Genomic DNA, 13994 nt, shown 5'->3' with positions numbered 1-13994 from the left:
CCGTAAGACAAGTCAGCTCATGACTACTGGGGCGGAGGTTCTGCTGCGGCTTACGGCCTCAAATATCAGTACCTGGCGACGCTCGAGTATTTTCTGCGACACCTGCGCGAACACCCCGAGTTGATTCCGTGCGCGGGTCTGGTCGTGGAACCGATGCTCAAAGATACCGATGACGCGAACGACGACATCGTCGATTTCGCGATCGAATTGAATGATGTTGCGGTCCACCACGTTCAGGTCAAGGCCACGACTAAGCCCGACCAATACCCACTGCAACCGGCCGATGCTCGAGCCGGTCGTCGCTGATCATTCGTTGACCATGGACGACGACAACCTCGAACTGATGCGCATCGGCCAGCCGGCCGGTAGCTGGGCCGACCGATGTGAGACTATGGCGACAATGGGCAATTGCAATTATGAGAATGAATATATTCGCAGCTACCCGGCGCGGATGCCTCCCATAGCGCGGCGGCAACTCACGGAAGCTGACGGCCTTCGCGACCGGCGTGCGCCCGGGGGCAAGGCATGAGACCGCTGCCGCAGCTCACACCGTGGAATCAATGGTTCTGGACGTCCGGCAAGGATGGCCATCTACGCATCCAGCACTGCAGCGAGTGCGATACGTACGTGCACCCTCCGGTGCCGATCTGTCCATCATGCCGGGCGACATCGGCTGAACCCGCCGTGGTTTCCGGTCGTGCGACGGTGGTGGGCTACACGGTCAACGAGCATCCATGGCTTCCCGGATTCGAGCCGCCCTACGTCATCGCGGTGGTCGCACTCGACGAGTGCGCCGAGGTGCGCCTGACGACCAACGTCGTCGGCTGCTCACCCGAGGAGGTGCACGTCGGCCAGCGCGTCTCCGTGCGATTCGACAACATTGACGACGTCTGGATCCCGCTGTTCGAACCCACGGGTGGCACCGATGAGCGGGACCTGCTGGGGCCGCCCGCTTCTCCCGTTCCGCGTCAGCCGGTAACGACGGAGCGGTTTGAGCATCGATCCGTGATATCGGGCATCGGCCGGTCAGCCACCGGCCGCCGGCTGATGGTCGATCCGTTGTCGCTCACGATGGACGCATGTCTTGCCGCGGTTGCCGATGCCGGTTTGGAACTGTCTGATATTGACGGTCTTTCGACGTACCCGGGACCCGTGGGCATGGGTATGAGCGAAGGCGGCATCGCTGCCGTCGAGGAGGCTTTGCGCATACATCCCACGTGGATCAACGGCGGCATGGATCTACCCGGCCAGGGTGGCGCGATCATAGCCGCGATGATGGCGGTGGCCGCGGGCCTTTGCCGACACGTCCTGTGCTTTCGGACGGTGTGGGAATCGACGTATGCCGCGCTTCGACTACACGGGGGCGGCGGACGGGTATCGGGGCCCCAGCAATGGTCGTTGCCGTTTGGCGCCGCCTCGGCGGCCAATTGGATCGGTGTGAATGCCAACCAGTATCTGCATCGATACGGTGCGAATCGGGAACTCTTCGGCATGATCGCCGTGAACGCGCGGCGCAATGCCGCGCTCAACCCGTCGGCCATCTACCGCGAACCGATGACCATGGACGACTACCTCGCCGCGCGGCCCATCACGTCACCGTTCGGCCTCTACGACTGCGACGTTCCCTGCGACGGTTCGATCGCGGTCGTGGCCTCCAACGCGTCGATCGGCGGTGATCTGCCGCGACCGGCCATACGCTGTGAGGCCGTCGGAACGCAAGTGGCCGAACGTATCTCGTGGGATCAGGGGACGCTCACTCACGAGCCCCAGGTCATCGGCCAGGCCGCGCATTTGTGGAGCAGAACTGATCTGCGGCCCGAGGACGTCGACCTTGCCCTGCTGTACGACGGCTTTACGTTCAACTGCGTGTCGTGGCTCGAGGCCTTGGGTTTCTGCGGCTTCGGCGAGGCCCAGGGATGGCTGGATGGCGGCCGGCGCATTGCGCTGGACGGCGAGCTTCCACTGAACACGCACGGCGGCCAGCTGTCCGAGGGACGCCTGCACGGATTCGGCTTCCTCTACGAAGCGGTGCTGCAATTGCGCCACCAGGCCGGTAACCGCCAAGTCAAAGACGCACGCACCGCCGTCGTCAGTACCGGTGGGGGAGTTCCATCCGGCGTCATGCTGTTGCACCGCGCGACGTGACGTCGCGACGCTATTCGAAGGCGATGACGCCCCGGATGTTCTTGCCCGCGCGCAGGTCTTTCATGGCCTCGTTGATGTCATCGAGCTTGTACTTCTGCGTGACCAGCTCATCGAGCTTGATCAGCCCCGCCTCATACATCGCCAATAGTTTCGGCATGGCCTCGCGGGGGTTCATCTCGCCGTAGAGCACCCCCTTGAACGTCTTGCACGAACTGACCATGTCAGTGAGGACGATCGGCACCATCAGGTCGGTGATCTTCGGCATCCCGGTCAGCACGCAGGTTCCGCCCTTGCGCAACAACATCATCGCCGTCATTATCATGTCCGCCGGAACGACCCCGGGCGTGAGAACGACCCGGTCGGCCATCACCCCCCAGGTGATCTCCTTGACCAGTTCCAGCGCGGCACCGATGTCGGCAGCGGCGTGGGTGGCCCCGAACGTCGGCGCGATCTCGCGTTTGAACTCGTTGGGGTCCACGGCGACGATGTGCTTGGCGCCGGCGACTTTCGCGCCCTGCACGGCGTTCATGCCGATTCCGCCGACACCGACCACGACGACGGTATCGCCGGCTTGGGTACCCGCCGCGACCGATCCCGACCCGAATCCTGTTGTCACCCCGCAGGACACCAGCGAGGCGGCCTCTAGGGGGATCCAGTCGTGGACTTTGACGAGCGAGCGCTCGGAGGCCACCACGTATTCGGAGAAGGTGCCGACCTGCATCATCGCCATGAGGTCTTCGCCGCCGAGGTGGCGACGGCGGGTGCCGTCGGTGGTCATCGCCTTGCTGTAGATGTCGGCGCCCACGTCGCACAGGTAGGTGTAGCCACTGGCGCACCATCGGCAATTGCCGCAGGCGGGCAGAAACGAAATGGCCACATGGTCACCGGGCTTCAGTGATGTCACCCCGGGCCCGACCGCTTCGACCACACCGGAGCCCTCGTGTCCTCCGAGCATGGGGAACCATTCGGGCACCGGAAGGCCAGACGCCCGCATCATCTCTTCCATCTCCGCTGTCGGCACACTGTCGCCGGTATAGAAGTGTTCGTCGGAGTGACAGATGCCCGCATAGGCCATCTTGACCAGCACTTCGCCCGCGTGCGGCGGATCGAGCTCCACTTCGGTGACTTCCCAATCCACACCGACACCGCGCAACACCGCTGCTTTGGACTTCATTGCGTCTCTTTCGTTAGGGGTTTCACCATTGGCGGAGTTCCTTCACCGCGTCGGAGGCGCGCGGGGCCAGTGTCAGGTAAGGGATGAAACTGCTGTTGCCGCAGTGGATCACGGAATGGACGACCTCGGTCAGGTGTTCCGCGTCAACGAGGCCCCCCCACCATGTACTTGTTCTCCATCCAGTACCTGATGGCCGCTTCCAGAGCGTCGGGGTCCCAGCTTTTGTTGAACTCGGTCTGCGCGTCGCCGGCGCCGCCGAGGCTGTCGCCCACGGCGAGACGGGTGAAGCCGATCTCCGGATGTTCGATACGCCAGGCCTCAACGAGCTTGTCTAAGGCGCTCTTGGTAACCGAGTAGGCCCCGAGCAGCGGCCACGGCGTCGTGTAGGACGCACTCAGTGAGGACAGGTATACGGCAGAGCCGGCCGTCGCCGCCAAATGCGGGGCGGCGGCCGCGGTGACGAGCGCGGCGCCGGTGACATTGGTCGCGAACAACTGTGCCCATTGTTCCGCGGTCACCTCGCGCAGTGGAGCCAACACACCCATGCCGGTCGTGTACACCAAGGCGTCAAGACCGCCGAGCGCGCCGACAACCTCGGAGATCGCCTTTTTGCAGCTGTCGGTGACGGTGACGTCGCACGCGATGGCGACCGCGCCGTTGCCGGCATCCTTGGCGGCCTCGACCAGCCGGTCGTATCGACGCGCCAGTAGCGCGACGTGCGCACCGCGTTGGGCGAGCCCGGTGCCGATGCATCGGCCGAGGCCCGCGGAGGCGCCGACGACGGCGACCCGCATCGGTTGATTTCCGTTGTCAGACATCGAGCTTGGCACTCACGGAGCCGAGGGTCGAGCCCACGGTGCGTTCGAACCGACCGTGGTCGAAGCTGCGGATCTCGACGTCGTGGTCACCGGCACCGGCACGCAGGGCGCCCACCGTGCACTGCTCTCGGGTGCGGTGTTCGAACGGGTCGAACGAATACCACCGACACGCATTCTCGTAGGTGATCTTGTTGATCTCGTCGTCGGGCAGCCCAGCCATGACGAGGGCGAGTTCCTCGGCCGCCGCGGGCCACGACGAGTCGGAATGCGGGTAGTCGCACTCCCAGGCGATGTTGTCGATGCCGACGTCGTGGCGCAGCTTGACCCCGATCGGATCGGCGATGAAGCAGGTCAGGAAGCGCTCCCGGAAGACCTCACTGGGCAGTCTGTCGCCGAAGTCCTGGCCCGTCCACAGGTGATGCATTTCGTACGTGCGGTCGAGGCGGTCGACGAAATACGGGATCCACCCGGTGCCGCCCTCCGAGAGCGCGAACCGTACGTCGGGGAATTGCTTGATGACTCGCGACCACAACAGGTCTGCGGCCGCCGAGCAGACATTCATCGGCTGCAGCGTGATCATCACGTCGATGGGCGCGTTGTCGGCGGTCATCGTGATCTTGCCCGACGAGCCCAGGTGGACCGAGAGCACCGTGTTGGTGTCCGACAGCGCCCGCCACATCGGATCCCAATAGTCGTCGTGGAAGCTCGGGAAGCCGAGGGTGGCGGGGTTCTCGGTGAAGGTCACTGAGTGACAACCCTTCTCGGCATTGCGACGGATCTCCTTGGCGCACAACTCCGGATCCCAAAGTACGGGTAATCCCATGGGCAGGAAGCGTCCGGGATACGACCCACACCACTCGTCGATGTGCCAATCGTTGTACGCCTGGGTGACGGCGAGCGCGAGGTCCTTATCGGGGTGGGTGGCGAACAGCCGGCCCGCGAAGCCGGGAAAGGACGGGAAGCACATGGACGCGAGCACACCGCCCGCGTCCATGTCCTTGATTCGCTCGTGGATGTCGTAGCACCCCGGGCGCATCTCGTCGAAGGCAGTGGGTTCGATGCCGTACTCCTCGCGCGGGCGGCCCGCCACGGCGTTGAGGCCGATGTTGGGGATGATCGCGCCGTTGAACGTCCAGACCTCCGAGCCGTCGGACTGCCGGATCACCCGGGGCGTCTCGTCGGCGTACGTGTTCACAACCCTGCCCTCGAACAGGTTCGGTGGTTCCACCAGATGGTCGTCGACGCTCACCAGGATCATCTCTTCGGGCTGCATGGGACTCCTTGTGCAGAGGTTGAGAGCGAGACTATCAGGTTGTAGAGGAACTATATTCAATTACGGAAATGTACATTTTCAGAACGGTAGCCTTTGACCATGAGCAAATCCAGAAACGCTACCGCCGCAATATTTTTCGGGGCGCTACGGCGAACGAGAGCAACAGCCGGTCGAGGACCTTGGCGGCTCGGCGGCGTGCCCTGGCGGGATTTGCGGCATGCGCGACCAGACGTGAAGCCTCCTCGAGCGCCGCGACGAGCATGTGCGTCAGCTCCCCGACGGGCTGGTCGTCGATGATGCCCTCTGCGATCGCCTCGCGGACCAACTCGTTGATGAGGGCGATGCTGTTGCCCTCCTGGATTTCGCGCAGGGTCTGCCAGCCCAGCACCACCGGACCGTCGACGAGTATCACCCTCTGCACGGCGGGCTCCGTTGCGGCTTCGAGAAATCCGTGCAGACCGCTCGTGAGCCGTTCCCACGGGTCCGTGCCGGGCGGGGGAGTGGCGATGGACCGCAGCGTAAGGTCGTTCTCAACGTCTTCGAACACGGCCCGAAACAGCTCGGCCTTGTCCTTGAAGTGGTGGTAGAAGGCACCGCGCGTGCCGACGCCCGACTTCGCCACGAGGTCACCGATGCTCGTGTTGAAGAATCCGTGCTCCACGAACAGTTCCCGGCCCGCCTCGATCAGGTCGCGGCGAGTCTGCTCGCCACGGGCACGCCGATCATCGTCCGCACCACCGCGCTGCGCCATGCCGATGATCGTAGCAACATTCAGTCTGCATGTTGAGGGGCGTGCCCAGGTGTTATCAGCGCACGATCCCGCGAACAGTCATGAGCCCAAGGTCGGCGTGGGACTTGAAACCCGGCGGGCCATCACAGATGGCGGGGATGGCGTTCACTGGTTCCATCGCGGTCCAGGCGTAGCCGATATAGCCGGGCTTCGCGTGGTCTCGTGCATCTTCGCTGCCCCGCAGGATCAGCTCGGTTCCCGGGTCGCCGTCAATCACCACGCGGTAGTGGTAGTAGGGCTCCCAATCAGGTTTCGGCTCGATGGCGTCGTGTTCAACAAACGAGTAGAGCTCGTGCAGCGTGATGAATGGCCTGCCGTCCACCCACGCCGTCCAGAGATGATGCTGGGACGCGACGGTGCCCGTCTTGATCACACCTTTGAGGCCGGGCATGTCCATGTCCGGGGATCCCTCGTACGGGATATCGCGGGTGGCCGTGCCGAGCTGCACGTCTGTCGTGAACTTCTCCACGGTTTTACCCAGCCCTTCGACAACCATCGTCAGCGACTGTGCGAACAACGACCACGCGTCTTGGAAGAGATTTCCCTTCGCAAATTCGACCGGGGTTTTTCCGAACCCCATCTCGTCCAAGTACTTCAGGGTGTCCTTATTGAAGTTCACCGCCTCGTAGATGTGGATGTGGTCGGTCTTGCCGACGATCCGGGCTAGCGTCAGAACGAGAAGGTCCGCGGCGTAGCCGGGGTGGATGCCACCTCCGTGGAACGAAGTACCGCCTTCTTGGCACGCCGCTTCGATCTTGTCGATGTCCGCGGTGTTGGTTTCGGTCCGATGCCACCACGCACCACCCGAGGCAACGACGCTCTTTCCTCCGCGGAGCAGTCGGCAGATCTCGTCGACGTCCGACCAGAGCGGCGCGTAGAACACGCAATCGGCGTCGAGTGTCTCCAAGGTGGCCTTATCGGTGGTTGCGTGTACCCCGATCGGTCCTACCCCGACGAGTTCACCGGCGTCCCTACCGACCTTCTCCGGGCGATTACAAAGCACTCCGACCACTTCGTAGAGAGGGTTGTGTGCGAAGTGGCGCAGTGCGATCGTGCCGACATTACCCATGCCCCACTGGATCACGCGGTACTTCTTCTGGATTGACGGCGCGTGGGACTCCTGCGTCGATGTGAGCGTCATTCCGTCTCCTCCGGATGTGATCCCCCGCTCGGAAAAACTAACATGCCGAAAGTTCGCTTTGCACTTTTCGTAAACCACCATTTTCGGCGGGTGCGAGTTTGCGGTGGCGCGGTGGGCCTCAACCTCCATACTGTATGTTGCCGCTATGGCAGACGAGGTTCGCGCATACGGTTCGGTCGCTCCCCTGAAAGTCGGCTTGCTCAACGACTATCCGACGTCCGGCGACACCGACAACGACAGCGTCGCCGCGCTGCGGCTGGTGATGGATGAAGCCCTTTCCTCGGGACTGATCGACCGGCCGATCGAACTCGTCACCCGCAATGTGGTGGGCCTGCCCAACGGGACCTACCAAGTGGTCGAGCGGGCCTTCGACGAGCTCGTCGCGGAGGGTTGCCTGGCGATCTTCGGGCCGTGGGTGTCGGATAACGTGGTGCCGCTGCGTTCCCACGTCGAGGCCACCGCGCGGGTTCCGATCGTCACTCTGTCGGGATCGGAGGGAGCGCTCGGCGACTGGTGCTTCGCACTGAACAACGGCTCGATGCCCGAGGAGCCGGTGATGCTGGCCGCGGTGATGATCGGCGACGGTCGATCGCGCATCGCCATTGCCTACGAGGCATCGCTCATCGGTAAGGAGTACCTCGCCTTCGCCGAGAGAGCCTACGACGCCGCGGGTTTGAAGGTCGTTGCGACCGTGGCGATTCCCCAGGTCGAAGCCGACAAGTCCGAGACGGTCACTGCGTTGCGTGCGGCGGAACCCGACGCGCTGGTGCACGTCGGGTTCGGGCACGGGCTGTGGGGCTTCACGGATGCGCTGCGCGCCGCGGGCTGGGATCCGCCGCGATACACGACGACGGCGTTCGAAATGGCACACATCAGCGCGGAGTGGAGGCGGCACCTATCCGGATGGATCGGCCTGGACAGCTACGACGAGCGCAACACGGTCGGACAGGCCTTCCTCGACCGCTTCGAGGCGCGATACGGTCGCCGGCCCGGACACTCGATGCCGGGCCTGTCGCACGACGCGGCCACCGTGATCGTGCGTGGTCTCGCCGCGGCACGGCCGTTGACCGGGGAGGGTGTGAAGAACGGGATGGAGCAGGTGAAGCTCGTCCCGTCGGCCAGCGGCGCGCCGGGAACGTTCCTGCGATTCGGCCGGTTCATCCGACAGGGGTGGATGGGTTCCGATTATCTCGTGGCCCGAAGGGTTTTGCCCGACGGCAGCGCGCACGTTTTCCATGCGGCGCCCAGCGACCACATCGCCCGCGCGGTCGGTGGTGCCTCAGGCTAGTTGGATCGCGCCGAACACCGGTGCTGTCACGACACCGGGTGGCCGGGCCAGCACGTACGGTATGGCGCGAACCGCGCTCATCGCGATCATCAGGTGACCTGGCATGGCGTGCTGGCCCGTCGATGGCGCGCCGTCGAATGCCACGTCGAGCTGGAGTTCAAAGCTGGGCTCACCTTTGATGACCGCGCGGATCAGCGGCGCCTTTTCGCCGGGCGCCAATGGAGCCATGCCCCATTGTGGAAGGTCGCGGGTGAGCACCCACTCCTCGTGAATGGCCAGCAACGGGCGTCCCGACCAGTGGCCGACCCACGAGAATCGCTGCCCGACAACCGTTCCCGCCTCGATCGTGCCGGCCAGGACGTCGATGTCGTGGGGCAGTGTGGTGGCGTCGACCGCCACGTCGATGTGGGACAGGGTGATCCCGAGGACGTCGGCCGTCGCATTGAGGGCCTGGCGGTAGGCCATGTCGAGCTTCTTGATGATCGGGGAGTCAATGCTGACGTCTTCCGGCGGTCTGCCCATGCCCATCAGGTCGACGAGCATCGGCCGACTGTCCACGGCGGAGACGTCGGTGGCCTCGTAGAGGTCGATGCGGTCGATGGACTTACTCAGCCCCGTCACCGTCGCGACGAGCCGCTCGAACATGAAACCGGGGTTCTCACCCGCCGCGTGAAAGCGTGACCCGCCCGCTCGGCACGCCCTGGCGAACATTGCCTCGGTCTCTTCGCCGTAGGTGGGTAGGTGGTTGTACGACGTGGTGGTGATGACGGTGCTACCCGCCGCGAGCAGGCGGCAGATGTCCGCAGCGTTCGTCTCGACGGCGTGGGCCTTGCTGGCCGCGTGCACGACGACATCGGCGCCCAGGGCGATGATCTCGTCCTTGTCCGTCGTGGCGATCACACCCGTCGTCGGTGGCCGCCCGCAGAGCACACCCGCGTCGAGGCCGGCCTTCGCCGGGTCGTACACGAGCACGCCCACTAACTGATAACGCGGGTTTTCAATAAGCTCCTGCAGTGCGGCCCGGCCGACGGCGCCGGTCGCCCATTGCACGACTCGAATAACCAATCGAACGCTCCAGGTTGCTCTTTCGGACTTCCCCGAGTTCTGGTTGGTTCAACCTACATGATGTAGGTTTACAACCGACAAGGTGTAGGTTGAACGGTCGTACGGGAGGTGGGCACGTGACGGAGCCTGCGGTTGCTGGCGACATCGAGCAGCGCATCCGTGATGCGCAGGAGAAGTTCAACGCCGGAATGGGCGCCGACGGCGCCGCGACCCCCTACCCGCTGCTGCGCGAGTTGCGGCGGAAGGCGGCCGTTCACCCCGGCTGGCCGGAGATGGGCGTCCCCGAGGACGGACCGGACGGCACGAAGACATTCACGGCGTACTCGTTCGACGCGGTCAAGGCCGTCTTCACCGACAACATCACGTTCAGCACCCGGATCTACGAGGACATGGTGCGACCGCTGCAAGGCCCGACGATCCTGGAAATGCAGGAACCCGAACACGCGACGTATCGCAGATTGCACGAATTCGCGTTCGCCAGGTCCTCGATGAAACGCTGGGACACCGAACTCGTTGGGCCCCTAGTGGACCGCACGATCGCGAAGTTCCGCGACAACAAGCGCGCCGACGTGGTCAATGCGGTGTTCATGCCGATCCCGGTCCGGATCATCGCCGCCCTGCTCGGCTTGCCCGAATCCGATGTCGGCGAGTTTCACCGGCTGGCCATCGACCTGCTGGGCTTTCGTGCCGACATGGAAACGGCGATGAAGGCCTCGGCTCAGATGAAGGAGTATTTCGTCGGAGTCCTCGCCGACCGGCGCAAGTCGCCGAAGGACGACATGGTGACCATCCTGTCTCGGGCCGAGATCGACGGCGTCAAAATGTCCGATGAACAAATCTACGGATTCATGCGCAATCTCTTGCCCGCGGGAGCAGAGACCACGTCGCGCTCGACGGCCAGCCTCGCGCTGGGTCTGTTGACCCACACCGACCAGCTCGATGCGCTGCGCGCCGATCGCAGCCTGTTGCCGCAGGCGATCGAGGAGGGCATCCGGTGGGAGACGCCGCTGCTCAACTTCATCCGAGAGGTCACTGCCGACATCGACTTTTTCGGGCTCCATATCCCGAAGGGTTCGACGATGATGGTCAACCTCGGCAGTGCCAACCATGACGAGACGCGATGGGAGGACGCCGAGTCCTTCGACATTTTCCGGGAGCGCAAGCCGCACATCGGGTTCGGTCATGGCGCGCACGTGTGCCTGGGAATGCACCTGGCGCGGTTGGAGAGCACCAAGATCTTCGACGCCTTGCTCGACGAACTCCCGGGGCTGCGGCTGGACCCCGACGCCCCGCCGCCCTACGTGACCGGCACCATGTTTCGATCACCGTCGCGCCTCGACGTGGTATGGGACTAGAGGAAGCCGCCTGACATGACTCGCGTGATCCAGTGGGCCACCGGGGTGACCGGAACGATGTCCTTGCGTCACGTCTTGAGCCGGCCGGACCTGGAACTGGTCGGCGTGCGGGTCTACGACGCGGGCAAAGCCGGGGTCGACGCGGGCGCGCTGTGCGGGGTCCCCGAAGCGGGAGTGTTGACGACCGCCGATCGCGACACCATCATCGGAACCGATGCCGACGTGGTGCTCTACATGGGAAAAGTCGAGACCGACACGCCGGGCTGCTTCGCCGATGTCTGTGATCTCTTGGCGTCGGGCAAAAATGTCGTAGCCACCGGCAGTCGGTTTGTTCATCCCCGCTCACTGCACGAATCGCTGGCCGACGCCATCGAAAAAGCTTGCCGCACCGGCGGTTCGTCGTTTCTGGGGCTAGGCCTGTATCCGGGCTTCGTCGGTGAGTCGCTCGCGCCGATCCTGTCCCGGCTGACCGAGCGCACCAACCGGATCAGTGTGCGGGAGGTGCTGAACTACTCGACCTATGCCAGCCACGACCTGATCTTCAATGCGATGGGCTTCGGTCATGCGCCGGATGATCCCGCCCCGTTGCTGACCAACACCGACTATGCCGCGAGCGCATGGATCGGCAGCGCGACGGTCCTTGCGCAGGCGCTCGGACTCCATATCCGGTCCGTCGAGGGGTTCCGCGAGGTCGTGACGACGCCGAGGGCGCTGACGGTGGCCGCCGGGGAGATTCCGGCAGGAACCGTGGGCGCCATGCGCTTCGGAGTGGTGGTCGACTGCGGCGAGACCACCCTCGCCGTCGAACACCTCACCAGGATGGCCGACGACCTGGCCCCCGACTGGCCGACGGAGATCGGTTATGCGGTGACCTTCGAGGGCAAGCCCAACATGACTTTTCAACTCGTGATCGGCTCCCACGGGGAGGATCATGCCGAGCAGGGCTGTCTGGCCACCGCCATGCACGCCATCAACGCCATCCCCGCCGTGATCGCGGCTGAGCCGGGGCTCTACGACTTGTCGACGATCACCCCGTTCGTCGCGCACTGGACTGAGCGCGGCGTCGTGCCCGCGACGTAGGCGCCCACACCTACAACTATGCGAGGAGAGTTGAGTGCTCAAATCGATTGATTTCCAGGTCCTTCGCGAGGCACCGTCCCTGACCCATTACCGGCGCGAATGGGTCCCGAGTCCCGGCATGGGACTGTCGGGAATCTGGCTCGGCGCAGTCGTCGCCGACGCATCCGGTCAGAACTACTGGGGGGTGCGGGGATGCGACGACTTCCTCACCGGAATGACCCACGTCGTGTCTCCGGTCTGCGGCTTTCGCTCGCTTCCGAAAGACCTTGGCGCCGAGGCGCCCCACCTCTATCCGGAGTACTCGACGCTCGACTGGTTCGAGCCGCTGCAGTACGTCGACGATGGTAAGGCGGTGCGGCTATCGTATCCGAGCGGGCGAATCGAACGCGACGCCAACGAGTTTCACTGGTATGACGCCAGCAATCGATGGGAGATCCACGGTCGTACGGTCAGCGACATCGTCCTCACCCACGTGCCCGCCCAGGGCGGCATCGACGACGATGTCTATTACCGCCATGAGCTGATGTACGCCACCGGCAGGGTCGACGGTGTCGAGGTGTCCGGCTACGCACACCAGGACTTCGCGTACGGTCCGCCGAAAAAGGTGTACACCGAACTCCCGATCGCCCGTCACCTGCAAGGCATGTGGGTGTCTTGGCTGCATGAGTTCGACGATGGGCAGTTGGGCGGCGGCAGCTTCTGGCAGGGGCGCGACGGCGTGGCTTTCGGGCCGGGCTATCAGCTGAAAGACGGTGTCACCACGGTGCATACGGATATCGTTGCGAAGCCGACTTTCAACCAGGCCGGAAGGATGTCCGCGCTCGAGGCGACCATCGGCGCCGATTCTTACACCTTCACCTTCGAATCCAGCGGTAGCCCGCTGCACGTCTTCGGTTCCGTGACCGCAATCTCGTCGGGTGCGCGGCCGGCGCGAAGCTGGTGCTGGGTCGAGTACGCCGGAAACATGCTGACACCGGAACTTCTCGACGCGGCCACCGCCGTGTTCGCGCTGGCGCGCGGACTCGGCTGACCACGGATCAGATGAAGTCGGACCCGCCGTCGACGTTGACGGTGGCCCCCGTCACGTAGCCGTTTCGTCGTGACGCCAGATAGGCGGTGACGGATGCGACCTCTTCGGGCAAACCGGCACGACCGACGTCGCAGGGATGGCCGTACGTCCGCTCGACCCATGTCATCACATGCTTGGGATCCGATGAGTCCAGCCCCCCTGCGGCAAGCACTTCCCTCAGCGTCTCGGTGAAACTAGCAGTCACAATGGTTCCGGGACAGACGCAGTTGACCAGGATACCCTCGGCGCCAAGGCTTTTAGACAGGTTCTTGGTGAAACTGGACAGGGCTGATTTGGTGGCCGTGTAAGCCACCAGGCGCGGGCTCTGGCGCTGGATCGAGTGCGCCGAGAGGGTGACGATGCGGGCCCACTCGGCGGCTCGCAACATCGGCAGTGCGGCCCGCACCGAGCGCACAGCGGAGAGCGTTCCCAGTTCGAACGCGGCGTGCCAGTCGTCGTCATCGAGATCCTCGAATGCGCCGGCGTTCGGTCCGACGGTGTGCACCAGGACGTTCAGGCTGTCCCAGGCATGACCAACGGACGCGAACGCCGATGCGATGGATTCGGTGTCGGACATGTCGACGCTGATCGTCAGCACTTCGGGAGCTCCCGCACTGCGGATTTGCCTCGCAGCCGAGTCCAAGGCGGCCTGGCCGCGCGCCATGATCGCCACGGAAGCGCCCTCGGCGCCGAGCCCCTCGGCGATCGCCAGCCCCATTCCCTTGCTGCCTCCGGTGACAACCGCGGTGGCGCCGGCGAAACCCAGGTCCATTGAGCCGTCCTCTGAGGTGCTGTG

The 13994-nt window shown here is 64.3% G+C and carries 13 protein-coding genes and 1 pseudogene; 6 read left to right on the top strand and 8 right to left on the bottom strand.

The window, feature by feature from the left end:
* Positions 1-12: 12 nt before the first annotated feature.
* A complete protein-coding gene (locus MAA44156_RS12535) occupies positions 13-276 on the bottom strand; it encodes a hypothetical protein (RefSeq protein WP_009976076.1) in 264 nt (87 codons plus the stop codon).
* Between the two features lie 7 nt (positions 277-283).
* On the opposite strand from MAA44156_RS12535, the gene MAA44156_RS12530 reads away from it, so the two are divergent.
* Positions 284-529: a hypothetical protein gene (locus MAA44156_RS12530; protein ID WP_009976077.1), complete on the top strand. Its 246-nt coding sequence runs from the start codon at positions 284-286 to the stop codon at positions 527-529.
* Complete coding sequence (locus tag MAA44156_RS12525) at positions 526-2145, top strand: thiolase C-terminal domain-containing protein (RefSeq protein ID WP_029248437.1); 1620 nt, start codon at positions 526-528, stop codon at positions 2143-2145. Before MAA44156_RS12530 ends, MAA44156_RS12525 begins: the two co-directional genes overlap by 4 nt.
* A 10-nt stretch (positions 2146-2155) precedes the next feature.
* Here MAA44156_RS12525 and MAA44156_RS12520 read toward each other — a convergent pair whose 3' ends face one another.
* The 5 genes and pseudogenes from MAA44156_RS12520 to MAA44156_RS12500 all read right to left on the bottom strand — a co-directional run bounded on the left by MAA44156_RS12520 (position 2156) and on the right by MAA44156_RS12500 (position 7341).
* Positions 2156-3319, bottom strand: coding sequence for an NDMA-dependent alcohol dehydrogenase (locus tag MAA44156_RS12520; protein ID WP_009976079.1), 1164 nt, complete (start codon positions 3317-3319; stop codon positions 2156-2158).
* A 22-nt stretch (positions 3320-3341) separates the two neighbouring features.
* Positions 3342-4137 (bottom strand): annotated as a pseudogene (locus MAA44156_RS12515) (SDR family oxidoreductase).
* Positions 4130-5410, bottom strand: coding sequence for an amidohydrolase family protein (locus tag MAA44156_RS12510; RefSeq protein WP_009976083.1), 1281 nt, complete (start codon positions 5408-5410; stop codon positions 4130-4132). The pseudogene MAA44156_RS12515 and the gene MAA44156_RS12510 overlap by 8 nt, the downstream one beginning before the upstream one ends.
* 118 nt (positions 5411-5528) lie before the next feature.
* Entirely contained in the window at positions 5529-6161 is a 633-nt protein-coding gene (locus tag MAA44156_RS12505; RefSeq protein WP_009976084.1) for a TetR/AcrR family transcriptional regulator, read from the bottom strand.
* A gap of 55 nt (positions 6162-6216) precedes the next feature.
* A complete protein-coding gene (locus tag MAA44156_RS12500) occupies positions 6217-7341 on the bottom strand; it encodes an NAD(P)H-dependent amine dehydrogenase family protein (protein ID WP_009976085.1) in 1125 nt (374 codons plus the stop codon).
* Positions 7342-7486: 145 nt separating this feature from the next.
* On the opposite strand from MAA44156_RS12500, the gene MAA44156_RS12495 reads away from it, so the two are divergent.
* A complete protein-coding gene (locus MAA44156_RS12495; RefSeq protein WP_009976088.1) occupies positions 7487-8629 on the top strand; it encodes an ABC transporter substrate-binding protein in 1143 nt (380 codons plus the stop codon).
* Here MAA44156_RS12495 and MAA44156_RS12490 read toward each other — a convergent pair.
* Positions 8621-9679, bottom strand: coding sequence for an NAD(P)H-dependent amine dehydrogenase family protein (locus MAA44156_RS12490; protein WP_014379726.1), 1059 nt, complete (start codon positions 9677-9679; stop codon positions 8621-8623). The genes MAA44156_RS12495 and MAA44156_RS12490 overlap by 9 nt on opposite strands.
* 131 nt (positions 9680-9810) lie before the next feature.
* Between MAA44156_RS12490 and MAA44156_RS12485 the strand changes: the two genes are divergently transcribed.
* Genes MAA44156_RS12485 through MAA44156_RS12475 form a run of 3 tightly spaced genes read left to right on the top strand, consistent with a single transcriptional unit; the run spans position 9811 to position 13159 of the window.
* Entirely contained in the window at positions 9811-11049 is a 1239-nt protein-coding gene (locus MAA44156_RS12485) for a cytochrome P450 (RefSeq protein WP_009976092.1), read from the top strand.
* A gap of 15 nt (positions 11050-11064) precedes the next feature.
* Complete coding sequence (locus MAA44156_RS12480; protein WP_031351582.1) at positions 11065-12129, top strand: NAD(P)H-dependent amine dehydrogenase family protein; 1065 nt, start codon at positions 11065-11067, stop codon at positions 12127-12129.
* A 34-nt stretch (positions 12130-12163) separates the two neighbouring features.
* Positions 12164-13159, top strand: coding sequence for a hypothetical protein (locus MAA44156_RS12475; protein WP_014384313.1), 996 nt, complete (start codon positions 12164-12166; stop codon positions 13157-13159).
* 7 nt (positions 13160-13166) lie between these two features.
* Here MAA44156_RS12475 and MAA44156_RS12470 read toward each other — a convergent pair whose 3' ends face one another.
* Positions 13167-13970 (bottom strand): SDR family NAD(P)-dependent oxidoreductase, encoded by an 804-nt coding sequence (locus MAA44156_RS12470; RefSeq protein WP_009976097.1) that lies wholly within the window; start codon positions 13968-13970, stop codon positions 13167-13169.
* Between the last annotated feature and the right edge of the window lie 24 nt (positions 13971-13994).

It is taken from the genome of Mycobacterium avium subsp. avium (assembly GCF_009741445.1).
Taxonomy (GTDB): Bacteria; Actinomycetota; Actinomycetes; order Mycobacteriales; family Mycobacteriaceae; genus Mycobacterium; species Mycobacterium avium.
This window is presented reverse-complemented; position numbering and strand designations above follow the sequence as displayed.

What these genes read in the sequence shown, in the direction of transcription:
- MAA44156_RS12530 (WP_009976077.1), top strand. Translation starts at nt 284, where the DNA reads ATGCTCGAGCCGGTCGTCGCTGATCATTCGTTGACCATGGACGACGAC.
- MAA44156_RS12525 (WP_029248437.1), top strand. Translation starts at nt 526, where the DNA reads ATGAGACCGCTGCCGCAGCTCACACCGTGGAATCAATGGTTCTGGACG.
- MAA44156_RS12520 (WP_009976079.1), bottom strand. Translation starts at nt 3,319, where the DNA reads ATGAAGTCCAAAGCAGCGGTGTTGCGCGGTGTCGGTGTGGATTGGGAA.
- MAA44156_RS12510 (WP_009976083.1), bottom strand. Translation starts at nt 5,410, where the DNA reads ATGCAGCCCGAAGAGATGATCCTGGTGAGCGTCGACGACCATCTGGTG.
- MAA44156_RS12505 (WP_009976084.1), bottom strand. Translation starts at nt 6,161, where the DNA reads ATGGCGCAGCGCGGTGGTGCGGACGATGATCGGCGTGCCCGTGGCGAG.
- MAA44156_RS12500 (WP_009976085.1), bottom strand. Translation starts at nt 7,341, where the DNA reads ATGACGCTCACATCGACGCAGGAGTCCCACGCGCCGTCAATCCAGAAG.
- MAA44156_RS12495 (WP_009976088.1), top strand. Translation starts at nt 7,487, where the DNA reads ATGGCAGACGAGGTTCGCGCATACGGTTCGGTCGCTCCCCTGAAAGTC.
- MAA44156_RS12480 (WP_031351582.1), top strand. Translation starts at nt 11,065, where the DNA reads ATGACTCGCGTGATCCAGTGGGCCACCGGGGTGACCGGAACGATGTCC.
- MAA44156_RS12470 (WP_009976097.1), bottom strand. Translation starts at nt 13,970, where the DNA reads ATGGACCTGGGTTTCGCCGGCGCCACCGCGGTTGTCACCGGAGGCAGC.